19 protein-coding genes are annotated in these 22,559 nt (G+C 65.1%); 12 read left to right on the top strand and 7 right to left on the bottom strand.

All coding sequences use genetic code 11. The features are described from left to right. Positions 1-56: 56 nt before the first annotated feature. The 3 genes from K414_RS0116135 to K414_RS0116125 all read left to right on the top strand — a co-directional run bounded on the left by K414_RS0116135 (position 57) and on the right by K414_RS0116125 (position 3,093). On the top strand, positions 57-425 hold the full coding sequence (locus K414_RS0116135; RefSeq protein ID WP_027496880.1) for a DUF3099 domain-containing protein: 369 nt from the start codon (positions 57-59) through the stop codon (positions 423-425). Positions 426-470: 45 nt separating this feature from the next. Beyond that, a complete protein-coding gene (locus K414_RS0116130) occupies positions 471-1,952 on the top strand; it encodes a class I SAM-dependent methyltransferase (protein ID WP_027496879.1) in 1,482 nt (493 codons plus the stop codon). Positions 1,953-2,121: 169 nt separating this feature from the next. Further along, positions 2,122-3,093, top strand: a complete 972-nt coding sequence (locus K414_RS0116125) for a sigma-70 family RNA polymerase sigma factor (RefSeq protein WP_027496878.1) — start codon at positions 2,122-2,124, stop codon at positions 3,091-3,093. Positions 3,094-3,231: 138 nt separating this feature from the next. On the opposite strand, the gene K414_RS0116120 is transcribed toward K414_RS0116125, so the two are convergent. Then, positions 3,232-5,889: a bifunctional GNAT family N-acetyltransferase/acetate--CoA ligase family protein gene (locus K414_RS0116120; protein WP_027496877.1), complete on the bottom strand. Its 2,658-nt coding sequence runs from the start codon at positions 5,887-5,889 to the stop codon at positions 3,232-3,234. 64 nt (positions 5,890-5,953) lie between these two features. Then, positions 5,954-7,222, bottom strand: a complete 1,269-nt coding sequence (locus K414_RS0116115) for an acetoin utilization protein AcuC (protein WP_051365138.1) — start codon at positions 7,220-7,222, stop codon at positions 5,954-5,956. 185 nt (positions 7,223-7,407) lie between these two features. Here K414_RS0116115 and K414_RS0116110 point away from each other — a divergent pair, with 185 nt between their 5' ends. Together K414_RS0116110 and galE are read left to right on the top strand one after the other, a co-directional pair. Beyond that, positions 7,408-8,094 carry a metal-dependent transcriptional regulator gene (locus K414_RS0116110; RefSeq protein ID WP_027496875.1) on the top strand — a complete coding sequence of 229 codons (687 nt, stop codon included), beginning with the start codon at positions 7,408-7,410 and terminating at the stop codon, positions 8,092-8,094. A gap of 46 nt (positions 8,095-8,140) precedes the next feature. Then, positions 8,141-9,121: a UDP-glucose 4-epimerase GalE gene (gene galE, locus K414_RS0116105; RefSeq protein ID WP_027496874.1), complete on the top strand. Its 981-nt coding sequence runs from the start codon at positions 8,141-8,143 to the stop codon at positions 9,119-9,121. A gap of 12 nt (positions 9,122-9,133) precedes the next feature. Here the strand turns inward: galE and K414_RS0116100 are convergent, their stop codons facing one another. The 4 genes from K414_RS0116100 to K414_RS0116085 form a co-directional block, all read right to left on the bottom strand. Then, complete coding sequence (locus tag K414_RS0116100; RefSeq protein ID WP_027496873.1) at positions 9,134-10,249, bottom strand: DUF4192 domain-containing protein; 1,116 nt, start codon at positions 10,247-10,249, stop codon at positions 9,134-9,136. A gap of 169 nt (positions 10,250-10,418) precedes the next feature. Continuing rightward, positions 10,419-11,072, bottom strand: a complete 654-nt coding sequence (locus K414_RS0116095) for a DUF5642 family protein (RefSeq protein WP_032365090.1) — start codon at positions 11,070-11,072, stop codon at positions 10,419-10,421. 166 nt (positions 11,073-11,238) lie between these two features. After that, a complete protein-coding gene (locus K414_RS0116090; protein ID WP_027496871.1) occupies positions 11,239-11,871 on the bottom strand; it encodes an MBL fold metallo-hydrolase in 633 nt (210 codons plus the stop codon). After that, entirely contained in the window at positions 11,868-12,953 is a 1,086-nt protein-coding gene (locus K414_RS0116085) for an S-(hydroxymethyl)mycothiol dehydrogenase (protein ID WP_027496870.1), read from the bottom strand. Before K414_RS0116085 ends, K414_RS0116090 begins: the two co-directional genes overlap by 4 nt. Positions 12,954-13,117: 164 nt before the next feature. Between K414_RS0116085 and sthA the strand changes: the two genes are divergently transcribed. The 7 genes from sthA to K414_RS0116045 all read left to right on the top strand — a co-directional run bounded on the left by sthA (position 13,118) and on the right by K414_RS0116045 (position 21,863). Next, positions 13,118-14,533 (top strand): Si-specific NAD(P)(+) transhydrogenase, encoded by a 1,416-nt coding sequence (sthA, locus tag K414_RS0116080; RefSeq protein WP_027496869.1) that lies wholly within the window; start codon positions 13,118-13,120, stop codon positions 14,531-14,533. Positions 14,534-14,714: 181 nt separating this feature from the next. Further along, positions 14,715-15,659: a PAC2 family protein gene (locus K414_RS0116075; protein WP_027496868.1), complete on the top strand. Its 945-nt coding sequence runs from the start codon at positions 14,715-14,717 to the stop codon at positions 15,657-15,659. A gap of 225 nt (positions 15,660-15,884) precedes the next feature. After that, entirely contained in the window at positions 15,885-16,925 is a 1,041-nt protein-coding gene (locus K414_RS0116070) for an alpha/beta hydrolase (protein WP_027496867.1), read from the top strand. Between the two features lie 65 nt (positions 16,926-16,990). Continuing rightward, positions 16,991-19,507 (top strand): DEAD/DEAH box helicase, encoded by a 2,517-nt coding sequence (locus K414_RS0116065; RefSeq protein ID WP_027496866.1) that lies wholly within the window; start codon positions 16,991-16,993, stop codon positions 19,505-19,507. Positions 19,508-19,963: 456 nt separating this feature from the next. After that, complete coding sequence (locus K414_RS0116055) at positions 19,964-20,551, top strand: peroxiredoxin (RefSeq protein WP_027496864.1); 588 nt, start codon at positions 19,964-19,966, stop codon at positions 20,549-20,551. 1 nt (position 20,552) lies between these two features. Further along, positions 20,553-21,092, top strand: coding sequence for a carboxymuconolactone decarboxylase family protein (locus K414_RS0116050; RefSeq protein ID WP_027496863.1), 540 nt, complete (start codon positions 20,553-20,555; stop codon positions 21,090-21,092). Positions 21,093-21,188: 96 nt separating this feature from the next. Then, on the top strand, positions 21,189-21,863 hold the full coding sequence (locus K414_RS0116045; protein WP_027496862.1) for a PhzF family phenazine biosynthesis protein: 675 nt from the start codon (positions 21,189-21,191) through the stop codon (positions 21,861-21,863). Here K414_RS0116045 and K414_RS0116040 read toward each other — a convergent pair. Continuing rightward, positions 21,853-22,527, bottom strand: a complete 675-nt coding sequence (locus K414_RS0116040) for a hypothetical protein (protein ID WP_027496861.1) — start codon at positions 22,525-22,527, stop codon at positions 21,853-21,855. The genes K414_RS0116045 and K414_RS0116040 overlap by 11 nt on opposite strands. Positions 22,528-22,559: the final 32 nt, after the last annotated feature.

The raw sequence follows: 22,559 nt of genomic DNA, 5'->3' as shown, positions 1-22,559 counted from the left end.
ACCGGTCGCACAGCTCGTCGTATGCAATCTGTGAGCGGTAGTGCCACAGTGGAGGTATGACGAGAACCCCAGGGTTCGACGGAAGCGCGTACAGCGACTCGCCGGATGGGCCCGTCCTGATCACCGAGGCGCAACAGTCGGTGGAAGAGCAGCACAAAGCGCGTGTCCGCAAGTACATGTTCATCATGTCCTTCCGCATACCGGCCTTGGTGCTCGCTGCACTGGCATACGGAATGTGGATGAACCCATGGATATCCATGGCGATCGTCGGTCTGTCCATTCCGCTCCCATGGATGGCGGTGTTGATCGCGAACGATCGGCCGCCGCGTACCAAGGACGAAATGAGCCGGTACGACTACCGGACCATCGACAGTCCGGCCATCGAATCGAGCAATCACCGCGTGATCGAAGCCGGCGAGGACTGACAGGAAGCCGACAGGCGGTGCGACACTTGCTCGGTGAACGCACAGATTTCTCCGTCCCCACTGGTCGCTGCCGCCGCTGCCCTCCGTGAAGCCTTCGATCGCGCGGGTTACGACGCCGACGGCGTCCTGACGTTGCTGGGCTCCGACGCCCACGCCGCACTGGGACGCAGCGAACCGGTACCGGTCCGCAACGCGAGCCTCGGCGGCGGGGATCTGGGTGTCCTGGTGCGATTGTTCCTGCTGGTCGACGACTGCCCCGAGGACGAGGTCGCGGCCGCTCTCGCACCGCTGACCGTCTCCGAAGCCATCTCGGCCGACATTCTCACTCGTACCGGATCCACGGTGCGCACCCTGCTCGACATCCGGCCCCTCGACGCCGGGCACGGAACCCGGTGGATCGTCTCCGATCCCGACGGCAGCATGCGCGTCGCCGACACGGCCTCCGATCATGTGCTCGGCGTCGGCCAGGCGTCGCTGTCGTTGTTGCGCGGTACACCGACCTCGCCAGTGGACACCGTCCTCGACGTCGGAACCGGATGCGGCGTCCAAGCCGTCCACGCGTGCGACTACGCAACGACGGTCACCGCGACCGACATCAGCCCGCGTTCGATGGATCTGGCGGCAGCGACGACGGCCCTCAACGGTCTCGACGTCGAATTGCTGCACGGTTCGTGGTTCGAGCCGGTGGCCGGACGTACGTTCGATCGGATCGTCGCCAATCCCCCGTTCGTCGTGGGACGAGCCGAAGTACTGCACTCGTACCGAGATTCCGGCCTCGACCTCGACGGTGCGAGCGCATTGATGATCGCCCAGGCACCCGAGCACCTCACCCTCGGTGGGACTGCTGCCATCCTCGCGTCGTGGGTGCACATCGAGGGCGAGGACTGGCGTACGAGAGTGGCGTCCTGGCTTCCCGCCCACGGCGTCGACGCCTGGGTGGTCGAGCGTGACGTGGCAGACCCCGCTCTGTATGTGGGCACCTGGATGCGCGACGGCGGTTTGGACCCGCGCGACCCCGATGCGGCCGCGGTGGCCCAGTCCTGGCTCGATCATTTCGCCGCCGCGGGTGTCGAGGGCGTCGGTTTCGGGTTCGTGTATCTACGCAAGACGGACTCTCCGACGGATCTGCTCGCCGAGGAGTTGACGCACGGGTTCTCCGACCCGCTCGGGAACGAGTCGCTCGAGTATTTCTCTCGGCTCGAGTGGCTCCGTGACAACCACATTCTCGACTCGGTACTGACTCTCGACCCCAACACCGCGCTCGAACGGGTGTTTCTTCCCGGCGACGAGGGCTGGGCTCCGGTGGCGATCCGTGTCCACCGGGGAAACGGACCACAGTGGCAGCACGACGTCGACGAGCTCGGTGCCGCGCTTCTGGCGGGCCTGCGTCCGGATGGGCTCGCGGTGGGCGAACTGGTCGAGCTGCTCGCCGCCGCGCACGGTGAGGATGCCGACGAACTGGCGGGGCATGCGGTGACGCTGATGCAGGGTCTGGTGCGGCACGGACTCGTGTTGCCGGCTCGCTGAACGGACCTGGGGCTGCGCTGCCGTTCCCGCTGCGAACGTTCTCAGCAACTTCTCAGGACGGACCCGCCGTATTCCCTGGTCAGGCGGGTATCACAAGGATCGGCGTGGGAACTTATCGGAGCGTCCCGAGCGTTGAACCTGTGAGACACCACCGACCAGGAGGCAAGTCATGACCAGCCCCAGCACCACGATTCGTCCGCGGCCCACCGATGCCGATCTGGACGCCCAGAGCCCAGCAGCCGATCTCGTTCGCGTCTACCTCAACGGCATCGGCCGCACCGCGTTGCTGACGGCTGAAGAAGAGGTCGACCTGGCCAAGAGGATCGAGGCAGGTCTGTACGCCAAGCAGGTTCTCGAGAACACGAAACGGTTGAGCGCAGTCAAGAAGCGCAACCTGGCCATCATCGTGCGGGACGGAAGCGCGGCGCGCAGCCATCTGCTCGAAGCAAACCTCCGGTTGGTCGTCTCGCTCGCCAAGCGCTACACCGGTCGCGGAATGCCGTTGCTCGACCTGATCCAGGAGGGCAACCTGGGCCTGATTCGCGCCATGGAAAAGTTCGACTACGCGAAGGGCTTCAAGTTCTCGACCTACGCAACGTGGTGGATCCGTCAGGCCATCACTCGCGGCATGGCAGATCAGAGCCGAACGATTCGGCTCCCTGTCCACCTCGTCGAGCAGGTCAACAAACTCGCCCGGATCAAGCGGGAGCTGCATCAGCAGCTCGGACGCGAGGCAACCGACGAAGAGCTGTCGAGTGAATCGGGCATCGCAGTCGAGAAGATTGCGGATCTGCTCGACCACAGCCGGGATCCGGTCAGCCTCGACATGCCGGTGGGTAGCGACGAGGAAGCGCCGCTGGGTGACTTCATCGAGGACTCGGAAGCCACGTCCGCCGAGAACGCCGTCATCGCCGGGCTGCTGCACAGCGACGTTCGCGTTGTGCTCGGCACCCTCGACGAACGTGAGCAGCAGGTCATTCGCCTGCGCTACGGCTTGGACGACGGCCAGCCGCGCACCCTCGATCAGATCGGCAAGCTCTTCGGACTGTCTCGCGAGCGCGTGCGTCAGATCGAGCGCGAGGTGATGGTCAAGCTTCGCCAGGGTGACCGCGCCGAGAAGTTGCGTTCGTACGCCAGCTGATTCCAGTTCTCCGACCGGTGGAGCGACGGTGACCACTCCCGTTCGCGCCATCCGACGCGGTGGCCGAACCGACGTTCTTTCCCCCTCGGGACGTCGGCTCGGTCGCCGCTTCTCTCGTTTTCGGCGACACAGTCCTCGTCAACGCAATCGTCGGGGACCCAGATCTGCCTTCGTCGGTTCGGGCCCGATTCGTACTCGCGCATCGGTGATGTACGCGCCGTCGGCGGATGCCAGCACCGGTTCGCAAGAAATCTCACGGATGTCGGGAATGTCCTCGGCCAGCGCAGATATGCGCTGGACGAGGTCGATCAGCGCACTCTTATTGACCGGCACGGCGTTTCGGTAGCCCGACAGCAGCGGAGCAGCCTTCGGCGCGTCGATCAACTGTGCCGCTTCGTCCTCGGTCAACGGCAGCACACGGTAGGCACGGTCGCCCAACAGATCCGAGATCACTCCGGCCAGACCGAACGAGATGAGCGATCCGAACGACGGGTCGTCCTGAACCCGCACCACGCAGCCGATTCCCTTGACTGCCATGCGCTGGACGTGCAGTAGCGGCTCTCCGGATTCGGCGGCCAGGTTGCGGTATGCCACCCGTACTGCCGAGGCGTCGGCGACGTCCAAGCGGACACCGCCCAGATCGGGCCGGTGCCGCCACCGCTTCCCTGTCGCCTTCACGGCAACCGGGTACCCCAGTTCGTCGGCCGCCGCGACGGCCTCGTTCTCGTCGGTGACGGCGCGGAACGCCACGACGTCGAGGCCATAACAGGCCAACAGTTCGGCAGTCTCGAAATCCGACAGCCAGCGCCCTTGTCCCCCTGCCGAACGCCAATCCCGGACAAGCTGCTTGGCGCGATCGCCGTCGATGCTCTTGGGCCGAACCAGATTCGACACCGGCCGCGAGCGCCAGGACGAATACCGCCACGCGGCAGCGAGTGCCGCCACGGCTCGTTCGGGGCTCGAGTACGACGGAACCGAGCCCCGAACCGGGTGCCCGCCGGGCCCGCGTACAGCCAGCACATCCGGGATACCTTCGGTGGCAAGGAATGTCGACAGCACCGGCTTGTCGGATCCCCGGACCGCATTGCCCAGCGCAGTCGCGAACGGTTCTACCTCGACCGCGACCGGGGGCACGAACACGACGATCACTGCATCGATGTCGGAGGCGGCCAGTGCCGACGAGACGGCCGCGGCAAAATCCTCGGGACCGGCCTGCGGTCCGACGTCGGTCGGGATATCGGCATGCAAGCCTTTGGCGCGAGCGGCGTCGACGGCCAGGACTCCCAGGGCCGTCGAGTTGCCCACGACGGCCACGCGCGGGCCGGCCGGGAGCGGTTGGTTGCCGAACAGTACTGCGCAGTCGAACAGTTCGGAGATGGTGTCGACCTGGATCACTCCGGCTTGGGCGAACAACGCTCGGACAATGGAATCGTCGATGTCGGCACCGATGGCGTGCGCGGGTGGCACGGCGCCGCGGCCACTCTTGACCGCGATGATCGGCTTGCTGCGCGCGACCCGTCGTGCGATCCGGGTGAACTTGCGGGGATTTCCGAAGCTCTCCAGGTACAGCAGGATCACCTCGGTCGCCGGGTCGGAGTCCCAGTACTGCAGTAGGTCGTTGCCCGAGACGTCCGCTCGGTTGCCGGCGGAGACGAACGTCGACAGACCCAGTCGGCGATTGGCTGCCTCGTCGAGAATTGCGATGCCGAGCGCGCCGGACTGGCAGAAGAACCCGACGTTGCCCGGGGTCGGCAGATGCGGTGCCAATGTGGCGTTCAACCCGAACTCAGGGTCGGTGTTCGCGACGCCGAGCGCGTTGGGCCCGATCAACCGCATCCCGTGGGCACGAGCGGCGAGCACCAGTCTGCGTTCGCTCTCCTGCCCCGCTGGCCCGGTCTCGCCGAATCCACCCGACACCACGAGCAGTGCTTTGACACCTTTGTCCAGGCAGTCGTCGAGCACCGCGTCGATGGCATCGGCCGGAACCGCAGCGATAGCAAGGTCGACCGGGTCCGGGATGTCGTGCACGGTGGCGTACGCGCGCACACCGCGCACCGAGCGGTGGTCGGCGTTGACGGGGTACACCGGGCCCGTGAAGTTACCGGCGAGCAGGTTCGCCAGCACCGCGTTGCCCACCTTGGAGCTGTCGGTCGATGCGCCGATCACGGCGACCGATCGAGGGCTGAGTACGTTGCGAACGCTACGGGCCTCGGCTGCGCGCTCGCGAGAGTTCCGCACCGACAGCAATGCCTCGCTCGGATCGATGGCGAATTCCAGCCGCAGGACGCCGCCCTCGAAGGAACGGCTCACCTGATATCCGGCCTCCCGGAACACGGTGACCATGTTGCGGTTTTCGGCCAACACCTCGGCGACGAACATGTTGACGCCGTTCTCGGCGGCCGCACCCGCGAGGTGCTCGAGCAGGATGGGTCCGAGTCCGCGGCCCTGGTGGGCGTCGGCGACGACGAAAGCAACCTCGGCCGAGTTGCCGTCGCCCTCGGGTAGCCGCTCGTACCGGCCGACCGCGATGATGTCATCGCCCAGTACTGCAACGAAGGCCACACGGTCGTGATGGTCGACAGTGGTGAAGTTCAGAACGTCCCGCTGCGGCATCGTCGGATAGGGGCCGAAGTACCGAAGGTATCTGGTGCGCTCCGACAGTCGTCCGTGAAAAGCCACGATGGCCTCGGAGTCCGAGGGCACGATGGGCCGCAGGTGCACGACGCCGCCGTCCGACGTCAGAACGTCGGCGACCCAGTGCCGCGGAAATTCTGTTTCCGCGCGCTCTCGTGCCAGTTCCTTGCTGCTCTTCTCGTCTGTCGCGGCGGCCTGTTCGGCGGCCGGATCGGTACCGGTGGAATCAGTCACGCGGGTCCTCCGGATCGAGTCCGAGCAGCGGAAACACTGCTCGACGAGTGGCGATGATGGCCGAGTCGACGCGTTCGAGTGCCCGGTCGGTGCCGTCCGTTCCGGCCAACGATCCGCCGGGACCGTCCCAGGCGGGATAGTCGACATCCCCACCGTCGCCCATGGTCTGGGGCAGATCCACGCTCGGTGCCATGGTTCTCACTCGCTCGCGCCAGGTGTCGGGTAGGGGTGCCATCGGATCGATGTTGCGGCCGAGGGCAGCGGCGATCAGGTGAGTCCAGGCCCGTGGAACCACCCGAACGAGGCCGTACCCGCCTCCCCCGACGGCCAACCACCGACCCTCCGAGTATCGGTCCGCAAGGTCGCGCATCGCCAGGAAGGCCGCGTTCTGCCCGTCGACGGTGAGCGCAAGGTCTGCGAGCGGATCCTCGCGGTGACTGTCGACGCCGCACTGACTGACGATGATCTGCGGCCGGAACGCTCCGATCGCGCCCGGAACGATCGCGTGGAAAGCGCGCAGCCAGAGCCGATCTGCGGTTCCGGGCAGCAGTGGGACGTTGATCGAGGAACCCTCTCCGCGTTCGGTTCCTACCTCCGTCGACCATCCGGTGTTCGGCCACAGTGTTGCCGGGTGCTGATGCAGCGAAACCGTCAGAACCCGAGGATCACCGAGAAACGCTGCTTGGACGCCGTCGCCGTGGTGTGCGTCGACGTCGATGTAGGCGATGCGATCGAACCCGTTGTCCAGCAACCACGAAATCGCGATGGCGGCGTCGTTGTAGACGCAGAAGCCCGAGGCCCAATCGGCCATCGCGTGGTGCATTCCACCGCCGATGCTCACGGCTCTCCTGGCCCGCCCCGACGCGATCTCCCGCGCGGCCGCCAAGGAGCCGCCGGTCAGCATCGCGCTGGCTTCGTGCATGTGCTCGAACACCGGGTTGTCGTCGGAACCGAGACCGTGGACGACGTCGTCGGGGTCTCGCAAGGCCGGACCCTGCGACGGCGCGCGCTTGACGGCCTCGATGTACGCGCTGGTATGAAAACGCAGCAGCTCCGAGTCCGGTGCCGCCGACGGTTCGACGAGCTCCACGCCCGCCAACACACCGAGATCGGTGGCGAGGGCCATCGTCAGATCGAGCCGCGTCGGGTTCATCGGATGGTCGTCGCTCCACCGGTAACCGAGATAGTCCGCGCTCCACACGACGATGTCCTCGGGACGGTTCGGAATGGATACGGCGGCGCGTGTCGCCTGATCAGACATACGGACAAAACTACGTTGCCGCGCGGGATGGTGTTGCCGGGTTCCGGTGTTGTCTTCGGTACCCGGTTGTGACGCGCCACGGCGAGCGGCTTCCGGGGTTGTGATGCGCCGCGCCCGCCGCCATCGGGTGCAGCGCCGATTCAGAGCCGCTGACGGTAGGATCGAACCCGACGAAGGGGTTGAGTGTGAAGGATCTGGTCGACACCACGGAGATGTACCTCCGGACGATCTACGATTTGGAAGAAGAAGGCGTCATCCCGCTCCGCGCGCGGATCGCCGAGCGGCTGGAGCAGAGTGGTCCCACCGTCAGTCAGACCGTCGCCCGAATGGAGCGCGACGGTCTTCTGTCCGTCGCCGGCGACCGGCATCTGGAGCTGACCGAGAAGGGCCGCAGCCTGGCCGTCGCGGTCATGCGCAAGCACCGTCTCGCGGAGCGTCTGCTCGTCGACATCATCGGACTGCGCTGGGAAGATGTGCACGCCGAGGCGTGCCGTTGGGAACACGTGATGAGCGAGGAGGTCGAGCGCCGGTTGGTCACCGTGCTGAACAACCCGACGACCTCGCCCTACGGTAATCCGATCCCTGGTCTGGCGGAGTTGGGTCTGGGTCAGACGACACTGGCACCGGAGGCTCTCATTCGTCTCACCGACGTACCGCTCGGCGAGCCTACGGCGGTCGTCGTTCGCCGCTTGGCCGAGCACGTTCAGTCCGACCCCGAGGTCATCGCTCAGCTACGCGAGGCGGGCGTGGTTCCCGATGCCCGGGTTACAGTCGAAGCCAAGCCCGGGTCGGTGACGATCACGGTGCCAGGACACAGTGGTGTCGACATATCCGACGAAATGGCGCATGCCGTTCAGGTGAAGAAGGTCTGATCTCTTCCCACGGACGGCCTCTGCCGCGTGTGAGGGAGATCGAACAGTGAAGCTTCTCGTTACCGGTGGTGCAGGGTACGTCGGCAGTGTGTGCGCGGCGGTACTCGACGAACGCGGCCATGAGGTCGTCGTCGTGGACAACCTGTCCACCGGTAATCGGGATGCCGTTCCCGCCGGGGTCACTTTCGTCGAGGGTGACATCAAAGACGTCGCGGCGGAAGTATTGACGGGCGGCGACTTCGATGCAGTTCTGCATTTCGCAGCGCAGTCGTTGGTGGGCGAGTCGGTTGTGTCGCCGGACAAGTACTGGAGTGGGAACGTAGTGACGTCCCTGGCTCTTCTGGACGCGATCCGGTCCTCCGGCACCCCCAAGTTGGTGTTCTCCTCCACCGCGGCCACCTACGGCGAGCCCGAGAAGACTCCCATCACCGAGGACGACCCCACACGTCCCACCAACCCGTACGGTGCGACGAAACTCGCGATTGACCACGCCATCACCTCGTACGCAGCGGCCTACGGTCTCGCCGCTACCAGTCTGAGGTACTTCAACGTGGCCGGCGCGTACAAGGGTTTCGGTGAGAACCGCGTCGTCGAGACCCATCTCATCCCCCTCGTATTACAGGTCGCCCTCGGTCAGCGAGAGAAGATCTCGGTGTTCGGCACGGACTGGCCCACTCCCGACGGCACAGCCGTCCGCGATTACATCCACGTCGCCGATCTCGCCGAAGCGCACATCCTCGCCGTCGATGCCGCCCAACCCGGTCGGCACTCCATCTACAACCTCGGCAGCGGAACGGGATTCTCCGTCGACGAGGTCATCTCGTCGTGCAAGCGCGTCACCGGACTGCCCATTGCCGTCGAACATGCGCCTCGCAGGCTCGGTGATCCGGCCGTGCTGATCGCATCGAGCGCCCGTGCCGTCGAGGAACTGCATTGGACGCCGGAGTTGACCGATCTCGATCGCATCGTGTCCGATGCGTGGGACTTTCTGCAGCAGCTCGGCGACCGTTCTCACGCGGCTCGCTGAGCAGACTCCAGATCAGCGCCGACCGAACCGGTCGCCCGGTAGCCGAATGCCACAGGCTCGCGCACAGGCGAACCCACTCTCGGCGACTTCGCGAACCAGGGCAGGACTGGCACCGACACCGAGCGACCGGTCCAACAGCGACGCCAAACTGTGGGAGCTGTCTGCCTTCAGGGCCGCATCGATCGCGATTCGGGCCATCGGCCCGTCTCCTCGCACGTAGGCGCTGAACGCGAGAAGTGTTGCTGCTATTGCTCTTTCGCGGTTCGGAACCACACGGACGAGGTGCACCCAGAATTCCTCGACGATATCTGCATCCTCACCGAGAGTCAGTGCCAGCACCGCGTCCCGGACCTGCACATGCCCGATCGCGACGGCGACCCGCGCGAAGTCGGTGGTCTCGAGCTCGGAGTCGTAGGGAGACCGCGCGAGGTAGGACAACACCGCTGTCAGGTGGTCGGTCAGCGACAGTGCACCGCTGCGCCGAAACTTTGCCATCTCGGCGGCGACTGCCTGCACCGTCTCGACCGGGCCGGGTGCGATGAATTCGGCGAGCTCGTCTCTCGAGCGTCGCACCGGATAGCCGTCCAGCACTCTGGCCACCGTCAGCGGCGATGCCGTCGGATCGGCTATACGACCGTGCTGCCGTGGTCCCTGTAGCGACCACCAGTGCGCGGCATCGGCAATGGCCGAGGTTGCGAAGGCGGCTTCGAGCCGCACACCGAACGTCGGGAGGGTGACCTCGAGCTCGTTCACCAGATCCTGAACGTCGAGTGTGTAGTGCGTTCGCTCGTTGCGGCCGAGTCTGTCGTCGACGAACACAGCGATCACCGAGACGATGTTCTCGAATGCGCAGTAGCCCGCCAGGTAGTCGATGACGTCGAGCATGTCCGGCGTGGCGCGAGTGTCGCTACCCGCACGTCGATCGGTGTGTTCGCCGGCCAGCACGAGGTCGTGCCGCATCGTCGGGCCGATGCTGGTGCCGCCGTCCTCGAGCGCGATCAGCACCATCGATCGATGGGGATCGAAGCCGAGCATCGCCGGGATCGCGGCCAACAGTTCGCTCGCGTCACCGATCCGTACGCGGTGTCGACCGGAGAAGGGGTCGTGGGAGTTCGTCGGTGTGTACATGCCTCGAAGTCTTACGAGGCTCCGTGGTGCCTTCCCGGCTCGACCAGGGGCCGAGCAGCACCCTGTGCATGCCGGACTCTCTGTGGATGAAACGGCGTCCACCCGCCTCCGCCGAGCGGACCGTGTCGGTCCGCTCTGCTAGAGAGGCCGCCACTTCGGCAGGAGAACGTCAGCTCTGGTTCACCTTCTGCACCGCGGCCGTGAACAGCTCGTCCAACGTCATTGCATCGGGTGTGGCGGACCCGAAGGACATGAATGTCGCCGAGATCCGCACGCCGTCGACCTGCGCCATCAGGGTCAACATCGACTGGGTGACGGCATCCCCGCCGGTGCCCGACGAGACGGTCTGTCGCACGGCGAGTGTGTCGTCGGCGTCTATCGGCGGTGCGGGTGTCAGCGTGGACGTGACCGTGGAGGTGGCACCGGACTTGGTTGCGGTCACTTCGCCGCACTGTTCGAGCTGCTCTTTGCGCGCCGAGAGCGGCTGGTCGACAGCGGTCAGTTCGATGGAGATCGTGGATCGACTGTCGTTGTCGGTGCCGACGATCATCGCCGTACCGGTCGGGCCGAAGTCCTGGTCCGCTGGTTTACACCCCGCCGGGCTGACCTCGGCACCGGCCGGTATTCCGCTGAGATCGGGAGCGGCCTGCGAGATGGCCTGCTGGGGCAAAACCAACGCGTCGTACGGGGCCGGGAAGCTCGCCGGGTCGATGAGCAGTGTGTTCAGGTCCGTGCCGGGCTGCGATGCGGTGGTGCCACCGGCAGTGGGCTCGGCTGTTCCGGTGACGGTGGAGCTGCACCCCACCAGCACGAATGCTCCGATCGCCGCCGACGTGGCAGCGATGGTCAGGCGGGTCTGTGCGGCGCGGCTCACGTGAAGTCCTCTTCGAGTTCGTGGGGACGCCGCAGCGAGCGCTTCGGCGTCCCCACCACTGTCTCATTCCACCCACCTCGAACGCGGCAGGCGAGCTACGGCAGTGTCGTCGGTGTCAGTTCCCGCGGGCGATCCATTCTTCGAGGTGCGGGGACTCGTCCCCGATACTCGTTCCGTCTCCGTGCCCGGTGTTGACTCGGGTCTCGGCGGGCAACGCGAACAATCGATCCCGGATCGAGCCGATGATCGTCGGGAAATCCGAATACGACCGACCCGTCGCCCCGGGCCCACCGGAGAACAACGTGTCCCCCGAGAACAACTGACCGGCCTCGGGCAGATACAGACAACTCGACCCCGGCGAATGACCGGGAGTATGCAACGCCACGATCTCCGTCCCCGCGACGGTGATCCGCTGACCGTCCTCGAGCACCGAATGACCGATGCCCGGATGCGTCTGCTCCCACAACACATCATCGGCCGGATGCAACAGAATCGGCGCATCCAACTCCCCCGACAACTGCGGCGCAACCGTCACATGATCGTTGTGACCATGCGTACAGACAATCGCCCGCACGTGCCGACCGGCGACCGCATCGACGATCGGACCGGCCGTATGCGCAGCATCGACGATCACCACCTCGTCGTCGTCACCGACCAACCAGATGTTGTTGTCGACCTCCCACTCGCCACCATCGAGCGCGAACGTCCCCGACGTGACCACCTTCTCGACCCGGAACTGCCCGCTCACAGGACCACCACCGAACGCAGCACCGTGCCCTGATGCATCTTCTCGAACGCCGCCTCGATATCACCGAGACCGATCCGTTCGGTCACGAACTTCTCGAGCGGCAACCGACCCTGCTCGTACAGATCGACCAACATCGGAAAATCCCGCTCCGGCAGGCAATCGCCGTACCACGACGACTTCAACGACCCACCCCGGGAAAAGAAATCGATGAGCGGCATCTCGACGGTCATCTCCGGGGTCGGCACCCCGACGAGGACGACGGTCCCGGCGAGATCGCGGGCGTAGAACGCCTGCTTCCACGTTTCCGGGCGACCGACGGCATCGATGACCACATCCGCCCCGAACCCGCCCGTGAGCTCTTGGATGGCCTCGACGGCATCGACCTGCGAGGCATCGACGGTGTGGGTGGCACCGAGTTCGAGGGCCCAGTCGAGTTTTTTCTTGTCGCGGTCGACGGCGATGATCGTCGACGCCCCCGCCAGGCGGGCGCCGGCGATCGCGGCATCACCGACACCGCCGCACCCGATCACGGCGACGGAATCCCCGCGGGAGACGTGGCCGGTGTTCATCGCCGCACCGAGTCCGGCCATCACCCCGCAGCCGAGCAACCCGACCACTGCCGGATCGGAGTCGGGGTCGACTTTGGTGCATTGTCCTTCGTGGACGAGGGTCTTGTCGGCGAACGCCCCGATCCCCAACGCCGGGGAGAGTTCGGTGCCGTCGGCGAGGGTCATCTTCTGCGATGCATTGTGGGTGTCGAAGCAGTACCAGGGGGTGCCTTTCTTGCAGGCTCGGCATTCCCCGCACACCGCCCGCCAGTTCAACACCACGAAGTCGCCGACCTCGACATGAGTGACCGCGTCGCCGATGGTTTCGACGGTGCCTGCGGCTTCGTGGCCGAGCAGGAACGGGAACTCGTCGTTGATGCCGCCCTCGCGGTAATGCAGATCGGTATGACACACCCCGCACGAGGCGATGGTGACCACGACATCGTTCGGGCCGGGATCGGGAATGGTGATCGTCTCGATCGAGACGGGCTCGCCTTTGCTCTTGGCGACGACGGCGCGGACCTGCTGCGGCATGTATTCCTCCACTGAAAATCGTGTGTTGCGTGCTCGGTTCAGCCTCGCACAACGCATCGTCACGTGGCGACATCTGCATTCGTTCGGTGGGACGAGCCGCGGAATTCACACGCTCGTGACCGAGCGGGCACACAGTCTTCTCGTGCGAGCGGTACCTATGAACGATGTCTGCACCCATGGAATACGACCTGGTGGTCATCGGCTCGGGCCCCGGCGGCCAGAAGGCCGCGATCGCGGCCGCGAAACTCGGCAAGCGAGTGGCGATCGTGGAGAAGGGCCACATGCTCGGCGGCGTGTGCGTCAACACCGGAACCATTCCGTCCAAGACACTCCGAGAAGCCGTGCTCTATCTGACGGGGATGAATCAGCGAGAGCTGTACGGTGCGAGCTACCGCGTCAAGGCCGACATCACTCCCGCCGACCTGCTGGCCCGAACCCAGCATGTGATCGGTAAGGAAATCGAGGTGGTGCGCTCGCAGCTGCTCCGTAACCGCATCGAGCTGATCACCGGGGTCGGCAAGTTTCTGGATGCACACACCATCGTCGTCGAGGACGAGGCCCGGGGCGAGCGCATCACGGTCTCGGCCGCCAACGTGGTGATCGCCACCGGCACCGCCCCCGCGCGACCCGCCGACATCGCATTCGACGACTATCGGGTGTTGGACTCCGACGGCATTCTGAACTTGGAGTTCATCCCGGCGTCGATGGTCGTCGTGGGTGCCGGCGTGATCGGCATCGAGTACGCCTCGATGTTCGCCGCCCTGGGCACCAAGGTGACCGTCGTCGAGAAACGCGATTCGATGCTCGACTTCTGCGATCGCGAGATCATCGAATCCCTGCAGTTCCACCTCCGCGATCTCGCGGTGACGTTCCGCTTCGGTGAAGCAGTCACGGCGGTGGACGTCGGGCCGAACGGCACGGTGACGACCCTTGCCAGCGGCAAACGCATCCCGGCCGAGACGGTGATGTACTCGGCGGGTCGCCAGGGGTTGACCACGGCCCTCGAACTCGAGAACGCGGGCCTCGAAGCCGACGCCCGTGGGCGCATCTTCGTCGACGAGCATTTCCAGACCAAGGTGGACCACATCTATGCCGTCGGCGACGTCATCGGGTTTCCGGCGTTGGCGGCGACGTCGATGGATCAGGGCAGGTTGGCGGCGTATCACGCGTTCGGGGAACCGAGCGCGCAGCTCACCGACGTCCAACCGATCGGCATCTACTCCATCCCCGAGGTCTCGTACGTCGGCGCGACGGAGGTCGATCTGACGAAGGGATCCATTCCATACGAGGTCGGTGTGTCGCGATACCGCGAACTCGCCCGTGGCCAGATCGCCGGGGACTCGTACGGGATGCTCAAGTTGCTCGTCTCCACCGAGGACCGTTCGATTCTCGGCGTGCACATCTTCGGTTCGGGAGCCACGGACCTGGTGCACATCGGTCAGGCCGTCATGGGGTGCGGCGGCACCGTCGACTACCTGGTCGACGCAGTCTTCAACTACCCGACGTTGTCCGAGGCGTACAAGGTCGCCGCACTGGAGGTCACGAACAAGATCCGAGCCCTGGCACATTTCGACCGCTGATGCGTCGACGCGGGGACCGAATCGCCGACCGGGAATGAACGACGGTTCCGCGGTTGTTCTGTCGGGTAGTGATTCACCACGATCGACGTCGGCGTGTATGCGGCTCGAGCAGACGGTCCGCGTATTCTGACCCGATGCTCGCGTCGAGGCATCGACGAGTCGATCCGAAAGGGGCCCGGCCATGACCGAACAGTCGAAGATGTACGAGCTGGAATTTCCGGCACCTCAGATTTTCTCCAACGACGGAGTCGGGCCCGTGCTGGTGCACGGGCTGGAAGGATTCTCCGACGCCGGCCATGCCGTGAAGCTTGCGACGACCCATCTGCGGGAGAGTCTCGAAACCGAGCTGGTGGCCTCCTTCGATGTCGACGAGTTGATCGATTACCGGTCCCGTCGGCCGACCATGACGTTCAAGTCCGATCACTTCTCGGATTACGACGCTCCCGAGCTCAACCTGTATGCCGTCAAGGACAACGTGGGGACCCCCTTCCTTCTTCTGGCAGGCATGGAGCCCGATCTGCGATGGGAGAAGTTCACGACGGCAGTGCGACTGCTTGCCGAGCAGCTCGGAGTGCGGCGCACGATCGGTCTCGGCTCCATTCCGATGGCCATTCCGCACACCCGCCCGCTGGGCGTCACCGCGCACGCGAGCGACAGGGCGTTGGTCAAGGAAGGCAACAGCTGGGCGGGCGAGCTGCAGGTGCCCGGTAGTGCGTCGTCCTTGCTCGAACTACGGATGGCACAGCACGGCCACGAATCGATGGGCTTCTCGGTACACGTCCCGCATTATCTCGCGCAGACGGACTACCCGGGGGCTGCGGAAACGCTGCTCGAGAACGTCGGTGAAGCCGCCGAGCTCGATCTACCGTTGGCAGCGTTGGGCGAGGCCGCGGCTCGCGTCCGGGAGCAGGTCAACGAGCACATCACCGGAAACGAGGAAGTGCAGTCGGTCGTACAGGCGCTCGAGCGCCAGTACGACACGTATGTCGCCGCGCAGGAACAACAGTCCACGCTGTTGGCCAGTGACGAGCCGCTCCCCAGCGGCGACGAGCTGGGTGCCGAGTTCGAGCGGTTCCTTGCCGAGCAGGCCGGCCTCGACGACGGAGACGGGCAAGCACCCCGGTAGTTGTGGAGCTGGTCACAGCGAAAGCAGTGGGATCCAGTCATATGCGACAGCCCCGGCGGATCGCAACATACCTGTAACCCGCAATACGCCCGATGCACTGCCCCGAGCGCGATCTCGTGCGAGAGTCGTAGCAACACACAACCGTCGTCTGTGTTGCTGCGCTCTCGTGAGCAGCGACGCCGTACTGCGTCGTACGTAGGCGCACCAGGGAATCAGGAGGCGCGAATGTCCACTACTCCGCGCAGTCGTAAGCTCCGGCCGGTTCCCGACGAGGAACCGCGGCTGATCTTTCGGACCATTCACGGCTATCGGCGGGCCTTTCGCATGGCCGGTGAAGGCCCTGTGCTGCTGCTGATCCACGGAATCGGTGACAATTCCGAGACGTGGAACGAGGTCATCCCGCACCTCGCCAAGAGCTACACGGTGATCGCACCCGATCTCCTCGGCCACGGCCGCTCCGACAAACCGCGGGCCGACTATTCCGTTGCCGCGTACGCCAACGGTATGCGCGATCTGTTGTCCGTTCTGGGCATCGAGCACGTCACCGTGGTGGGCCACTCGCTCGGCGGCGGGGTGGCGATGCAGTTCGCCTATCAGTTCCCGCACATGGTCGATCGCCTCGCGTTGGTGTCCTCGGGCGGAGTGACCAAGGACGTGCACCCCCTTCTACGATTGGCGTCGATGCCGTTCCTGTCCGAGGCGGTGAAGCTGCTGCGCTTGCCGGGCGCGATACCGGCGGTCAAGCTGGCCGGCGGCCTGTTGAGCAAACTGCACAGCTCCCCACTGCGACCGGGGTCGATGCTGCACGACACCCCCGATCTGATCCGAGTGCTGAGCGAACTGCCTGCACCGACGACATACGAGGCCTACCTACGGACGTTGCGTGCCGTGGTGGACTGGCGTGGCCAGGTGGTCACGATGCTGGACCGCTGTTATCTCACCGAAAATCTGCCGGTGCTGCTGGTCTGGGGTGAGCAGGACTCGGTGATCCCGGTGGCGCACGCCCGGCTGGCTCATTCCGCCATGCCCGGTTCGAAGCTGGAAGTGTTCGACAATTCCGGACACTTCCCGTTTCGTGATGATCCGATGCGCTTCCTTCAGGTCCTCGAGGACTTCATCGACTCGACTCCCTCGCTCAGTTTCGACGAGGTGCGCTGGCGCAACCTGCTCATCACCGGCGTCGGCGAGGACATGATCAGCGGCAGCTCGAGCACCAGGATGGCCGTGCTCGGGGCCATGGGGTCCGACGAGCGAAGCGCGACCTGACGCTCCCGTCGCAGGCGTTCGGTGTCGATTCGGGAACCGCCGTCACCGACACATAGCCTGTAGAGGTGCTCCTCACCGAACTGATACCCGACGTTTCCGCCGCCACCTCCGACGGCGTGGACCCGGACGTCCTGTTCGATACGTTCACCACCTGGGCCTCGGACCGGGGCCTGACGCTGTATCCCGCGCAGGAAGAGGCGCTGATCGAGCTGGTGTCGGGATCCAACGTCATCCTGGCCACGCCGACCGGTTCCGGAAAGTCCATGGTCGCCATCGGTGCCCACTTCGCGGCCATGGCCGCAGGCATTCGCAGTTTCTACACCGCGCCGATCAAGGCGCTCGTCAGCGAGAAGTTCTTCGCCCTGTGCGAGATCTTCGGAGCGCAGAACGTCGGCATGATGACCGGCGACGCGTCGGTCAATTCCGGTGCGCCGATCATCTGCGCCACTGCCGAGATCGTCGCGAACCTGGCACTGCGGCAGGGCGCCGACTCCGACATCGGCCAAGTGATCATGGACGAGTTCCACTACTACTCCGAGCCGGACCGGGGGTGGGCCTGGCAGGTACCTCTGATCGAACTGCCGAACGCCCAGTTCCTGCTCATGTCGGCGACGTTGGGCGACGTCTCGTTCTTCCGCGACGATCTGACCCGACGTACCGGCCGCACGACCACCGTCGTCTCCGGTACCGAGCGGCCTGTCCCGTTGATGTTCTCGTATGTCACCACCCCGATCGGCGAAACGATCGAAGAGCTGGTGCAGACGCACCTGGCTCCGGTGTACGTCGTGCACTTCACCCAGGCAGCGGCACTCGAACGCGCTCAGGCCCTGACGAGCATCAATGTCGCGTCCAAGCAAGAGAAGGCCGCGATAGCCGAGGCCATCGGCAACTTCCGCTTCACCACCGGCTTCGGGTCGACGCTGTCCAGACTCGTTCGTCACGGTATCGGGGTGCATCACGCCGGCATGCTTCCCAAGTACCGCAGGCTGGTGGAGAAACTGGCGCAGGACGGTCTGTTGAAGGTGATCTGCGGTACCGACACGTTGGGCGTGGGCATCAACGTTCCCATCCGGACCGTGCTGTTCACCGGACTCACCAAATACGACGGCATCAGAACACGCAAGCTTCGGGCGCGTGAGTTCCATCAGATCGCGGGACGCGCGGGCCGCGCGGGGTACGACACCCTCGGCACCGTCGTGGTCGAGGCACCCGAGCACGACATCGAGAATGCGCGGCTCGTGGCCAAAGCCGGTGACGACCCGAAGAAGCTCAAGCGGGTACAGCGCAAGAAGGCACCCGACGGCTTCGTCTCGTGGGGCGAGCCGACGTTCGAGCGCATCATCGCGGCGAGCCCGGAGCCGTTGACGTCCCGGTTCTCGGTCAGCAATGCGATGTTGCTCAATGTCATTGCGCGGCCGGGCAATTGCTTCCACGCGATGCGTCATCTGCTCGAGGACAACCACGAGACCCGGCCGGCTCAGCGCAAGCACATCCTGCGTGCGCTGTCGCTGTACCGCGGCCTGGTGGAGGCCGGAATCGTCGAACAGTTGGCCGAGCCGGACGCGGACGGGCGCCATGCAAGGCTGACGGTGGACCTGCAGCCGGACTTCGCGCTCAATCAGCCGTTGTCGACGTTCGCGGTGGCCTCGTTCGAGTTGCTCGACGTCGACTCCCCCACCCACGCGCTCGACGTGGTGTCGATCATCGAGTCGACGCTCGACGATCCTCGGCAGGTGTTGATGGCGCAGCAACATGCCGCACGCGGCGAAGCGGTGGCACAGATGAAGGCCGACGGCATCGAGTACGACGAGCGGATGGAACTCCTCGAAGAGGTCACCTGGCCGAAACCCCTTGCCGAGCTGCTCGTTCCGGCCTTCGAGATCTACCGCGGGTCTCACCCGTGGCTCTCCGAGGTGGGTCTGTCGCCCAAGTCCGTCGTCCGTGACATGGTCGAGCGCGCGATGACCTTCGCGGAGCTGATCAGTCACTACGGCCTCATGCGCTCGGAGGGCCTGGTACTGCGCTATCTTGCCGACGCGTACCGAACTCTGCGCCAGACGGTTCCGCCGGAATCGCGGACCGAGGAAGTGCAGGACATCACCGAGTGGCTGGGCGAGCTGGTTCGGCAAGTCGATTCCAGCCTGCTCGACGAGTGGGAGAACCTGACCGATCCCGGTGCCGAACCGGAAGCCCTGGTCGAGGCGTACGGGTCCGATGCGCCGCGTCCGATCTCGGCGAATCCACGGGCTTTCCGAATCCTGGCCCGTAACGCGATCTTTCGAAGGGTCGATCTGGCGGCGCGTCGTCAGTGGAACGCGCTCGACGACCTGGACGACGGGCCGGACTGGGAGGAGGAATTGGAGCCGTTCTTCGCCGAGTACGGGTTCATCGGCACCGGCCCCTCGGCTCGCGGACCGGCGCTGTTCACCCTGAACGTCGGTGCGGAATCCACCACGGTCCGCCAGGTACTCGAAGATCCGGACGGCGACCACGGCTGGTCCCTCGATGCTGTCATCGACCTCGCCGAATCCGACGCAGCCGGAGAAATCGTGTTCGACGAGATCGTCGTCACGCCCGGCTGATGCGTGCGCCTCGCACGCGAGAAAGCCTGCGAGCGTGGCGAAGTCGGTTACGGCCGACCCGTTCCACGCACTTCGGATCCGAATTGCGTTGCGCGGCAACGGTCAGGGTGCGTCCGCCGAGTACACGACCGGACGGTACGACGGGGACGAAATGCTCCGTGTACACGGTTGGTTGGGCAGGTACCTAGTTTTCGACGGCCCGATACGGTGCCGAGACCAATTGCGTTGCTGCCGTTACGAAGTGGCGGTACTGTGCGGATCGCGGACAAGACTGCGTCGGCCGACAGGGTCGATCGGGCACGCCTGTCGGTCCAGTGCCACTCATCACGTTTACCTTTCGGCCCATTTTTGGCACACTCGTCCAGGTCGGTCGAGCTCGTGCGGCTGCACAATCGCCACCGAGCCGAACCGCTTCCCGACGGAACCGACGCGATCATTTCGACACGAGGAGACCACATGGCACTGTTGACAATCGGCGACCAGTTCCCCGCATACAATCTCACCGCCGTCATCGGCGGCGACCTGTCCAAGGTGAACGCGCAGCAGCCCGACGACTACTTCACCACCGTCACCAGCGACGACCACGCCGGAAAGTGGCGCATCGTCTTCTTCTGGCCCAAGGACTTCACGTTCGTGTGCCCCACCGAGATCGCAGCATTCGGCAAGCTCAACGACGAGTTCGAAGATCGTGACGCGCAGGTCCTCGGTGCCTCCGTCGACAACGAATTCGTGCACTTCCAGTGGCGCGCGCAGCACGACGAGCTCAAGACGCTCCCCTTCCCTATGCTCTCGGATCTCAAGCGCGAATTGGCCGCTGCCACCGGTGTTCTCAATGCCGACGGCGTCGCCGACCGGGCCACCTTCATCGTGGACCCGCACAACGAGATCCAGTTCGTCTCGGTCACCGCCGGATCGGTCGGTCGCAATGTGGACGAGGTTCTTCGAGTACTGGACGCACTGCAGTCTGATGAGCTGTGCGCCTGCAACTGGAAGAAGGGCGATCCCACCATCGACGCCGGCGAACTACTGACTGCGAGCGTCTGACATGTCGATCGACAATTTGAAGAACGCCGTCCCCGAATACGCGAAGGACCTCAAGCTCAACCTCGGTTCGATCGTGCGGTCCACCGTGCTCAGCGAGCAACAGCTCTGGGGCACATTGCTTTCGGTGGCCGCCGCGTCGAAGTCCGCGACCACGTTGAAGGAGATCGCCGAGGACGCCGCCGACTCGTTGTCGGCCGAGGCGTACAACGCCGCTCTGGGTGCCGCGTCGATCATGGGTATGAACAACGTCTTCTACCGCACCAAGGGCTACCTGGACGGAAAGTACGACGATCTACGCGCCGGCTTGCGCATGAACATCATCGGCAACCCTGGCGTCGAGAAAGCCGATTTCGAGCTGTGGTCGCTCGCGGTCTCGGCCGTCAACGGATGCAACCACTGCCTCGAGGCGCACGAGAAGACTCTGCGCGCCGAGGGCGTCGACCGCGAGAAGATCTTCGAGGCGATTCGCGCCGCATCGATCGTCGCGGGTGTCGCGCAGGCCGTCGAGGCCGGCCGCGTACTCGACGGTGCCTCCGTCTGAGGTTCCGCTGAACAGGTCGAAACGGGGATCCGCTGCGGCGGGTCCCCGTTCGTCGTCGATCGAGACGCCCCGACGACGTATTGGTAACGTCCCCGCATGGCTATCGAAGTGTCCGTCGTCCGAGTGTTCACCGATGCCGACGGCAGGTTCGGTAATCCACTGGGCATCGTTGACGCACAGGCTGTAGGCGAGAGCGACAGGCAGGATGTTGCTAGGCAGTTGGGTTTCAGCGAGACGGTGTTCGTCGATCGCTCGTCACCTGGTACCGCGTCGGCAACGATCTACACCCCGGCTACGCAGCTCCCGTTCGCCGGACATCCGACGGTCGGACTGTCGTGGTGGCTTCGCAACAACGGACATTCGGTGCAGACGCTCGCCGTCCCCGCTGCCACGCTCGACATCCGCTACGACGGCGAGCTCACCTGGGTGCGTGCACGCGCCGAGTGGACTCCGCAGTTCACGTTTCATCAGGTCCACGACGCAGCCGAGGTGGCAGCGGCAGATCCGAACACCTACGACAGTGGCCACCACTACATCTGGGCCTGGACCGACGAGCAGCGCGCCGAACTGCGCTCGCGCATGTTCGCCCCGATGATGGGAATCGCCGAGGACGAGGCAACAGGTGCTGCCGCCGTCCGGCTCACTGCCGAGCTCGGTCGGGGCCTGAACATCGTCCAGGGTGCGGGGTCTGCGCTGTGGACCACCGTCGACGAGGATGGGTGGGTGGAGCTCGGGGGCCGAAGCGTCGACGACGACTCGATCACGGTGTGACGGGCACGTCCACTTCGATTTCCTCACCCAGACGCACCCCTTCCGCCAGTGGCAGACGGTCGCCGCTCCAGAACTTTCCTGGATCGAACCAGTTGGCTTTCTTGTTTCCCGTCAACAGACCCATCGAGTCGTAGGTCATCGCAACAACTTCGGCGCAGTACGCGGTTTCGAGCGCAGCGCTCTCCTGCGCGTTCTTCCGGAGCGCCGGCACGCGTCCACGGAACCACCGACCGGCGAGCGCCGCGGTGGTCGGAAAAGCCGTTCCGTCCATCCGCGCGATGGTGCGAAGCAGCGCGTCTTCCTGCTCCTTCGTCACGGCCGGAGTGGAGCCTGGGGAACGACCGGCGTATCCGTCCAATTGCCGCAGCCAACAACGCTGTTGATACCGCTGGGCCCAGTGCGTGACGGCAGCGCGTAGGTCGTGCAGCTGCACTCCACGCTGGAAGTTTCCGGTCCACATGTCCTGCAACGACTTTCCGAGCTCTGCGTGCCACATCAGCGGCGGGAGGTCGTCCAGGACGACGGCCATACCGACGTGGTTGACCGGGCTGTTCGTCAAAGCCTGGATTGCGCGGTCCGCCGACGAGTGGCCGCGGAAGATCCAGATGTCGCCGGTTCTGGTGGCATCCACAGCGGTATCGAGGCTGATTCGCGACGGATTCATGGACCAACCCTAGATCTCGTGGCGGTACGGTT

The sequence above is a fragment of the Rhodococcus sp. JG-3 genome (genome assembly GCF_000482405.1).
Taxonomy (GTDB): Bacteria; Actinomycetota; Actinomycetes; order Mycobacteriales; family Mycobacteriaceae; genus Rhodococcoides; species Rhodococcoides fascians.
Note: the sequence above shows the minus strand (reverse complement) of the source record. Positions and strands in the feature narration are given on the sequence as shown.

Excerpts from the sequence above, each read along its gene's own strand:
- K414_RS0116085 (WP_027496870.1), bottom strand. The coding sequence starts at position 12,953 with ATGCCGCAGCAGGTCCGCGCCGTCGTCGCCAAGAGCAAAGGCGAGCCC.
- K414_RS0116135 (WP_027496880.1), top strand. The coding sequence starts at position 57 with ATGACGAGAACCCCAGGGTTCGACGGAAGCGCGTACAGCGACTCGCCG.
- K414_RS0116055 (WP_027496864.1), top strand. The coding sequence starts at position 19,964 with ATGGCACTGTTGACAATCGGCGACCAGTTCCCCGCATACAATCTCACC.
- K414_RS0116075 (WP_027496868.1), top strand. The coding sequence starts at position 14,715 with ATGACCGAACAGTCGAAGATGTACGAGCTGGAATTTCCGGCACCTCAG.
- K414_RS0116115 (WP_051365138.1), bottom strand. The coding sequence starts at position 7,222 with ATGTCTGATCAGGCGACACGCGCCGCCGTATCCATTCCGAACCGTCCC.
- K414_RS0116050 (WP_027496863.1), top strand. The coding sequence starts at position 20,553 with ATGTCGATCGACAATTTGAAGAACGCCGTCCCCGAATACGCGAAGGAC.
- sthA (WP_027496869.1), top strand. The coding sequence starts at position 13,118 with ATGTCTGCACCCATGGAATACGACCTGGTGGTCATCGGCTCGGGCCCC.
- K414_RS0116100 (WP_027496873.1), bottom strand. The coding sequence starts at position 10,249 with ATGTACACACCGACGAACTCCCACGACCCCTTCTCCGGTCGACACCGC.
- K414_RS0116045 (WP_027496862.1), top strand. The coding sequence starts at position 21,189 with ATGGCTATCGAAGTGTCCGTCGTCCGAGTGTTCACCGATGCCGACGGC.
- K414_RS0116125 (WP_027496878.1), top strand. The coding sequence starts at position 2,122 with ATGACCAGCCCCAGCACCACGATTCGTCCGCGGCCCACCGATGCCGAT.
- K414_RS0116070 (WP_027496867.1), top strand. The coding sequence starts at position 15,885 with ATGTCCACTACTCCGCGCAGTCGTAAGCTCCGGCCGGTTCCCGACGAG.
- K414_RS0116040 (WP_027496861.1), bottom strand. The coding sequence starts at position 22,527 with ATGAATCCGTCGCGAATCAGCCTCGATACCGCTGTGGATGCCACCAGA.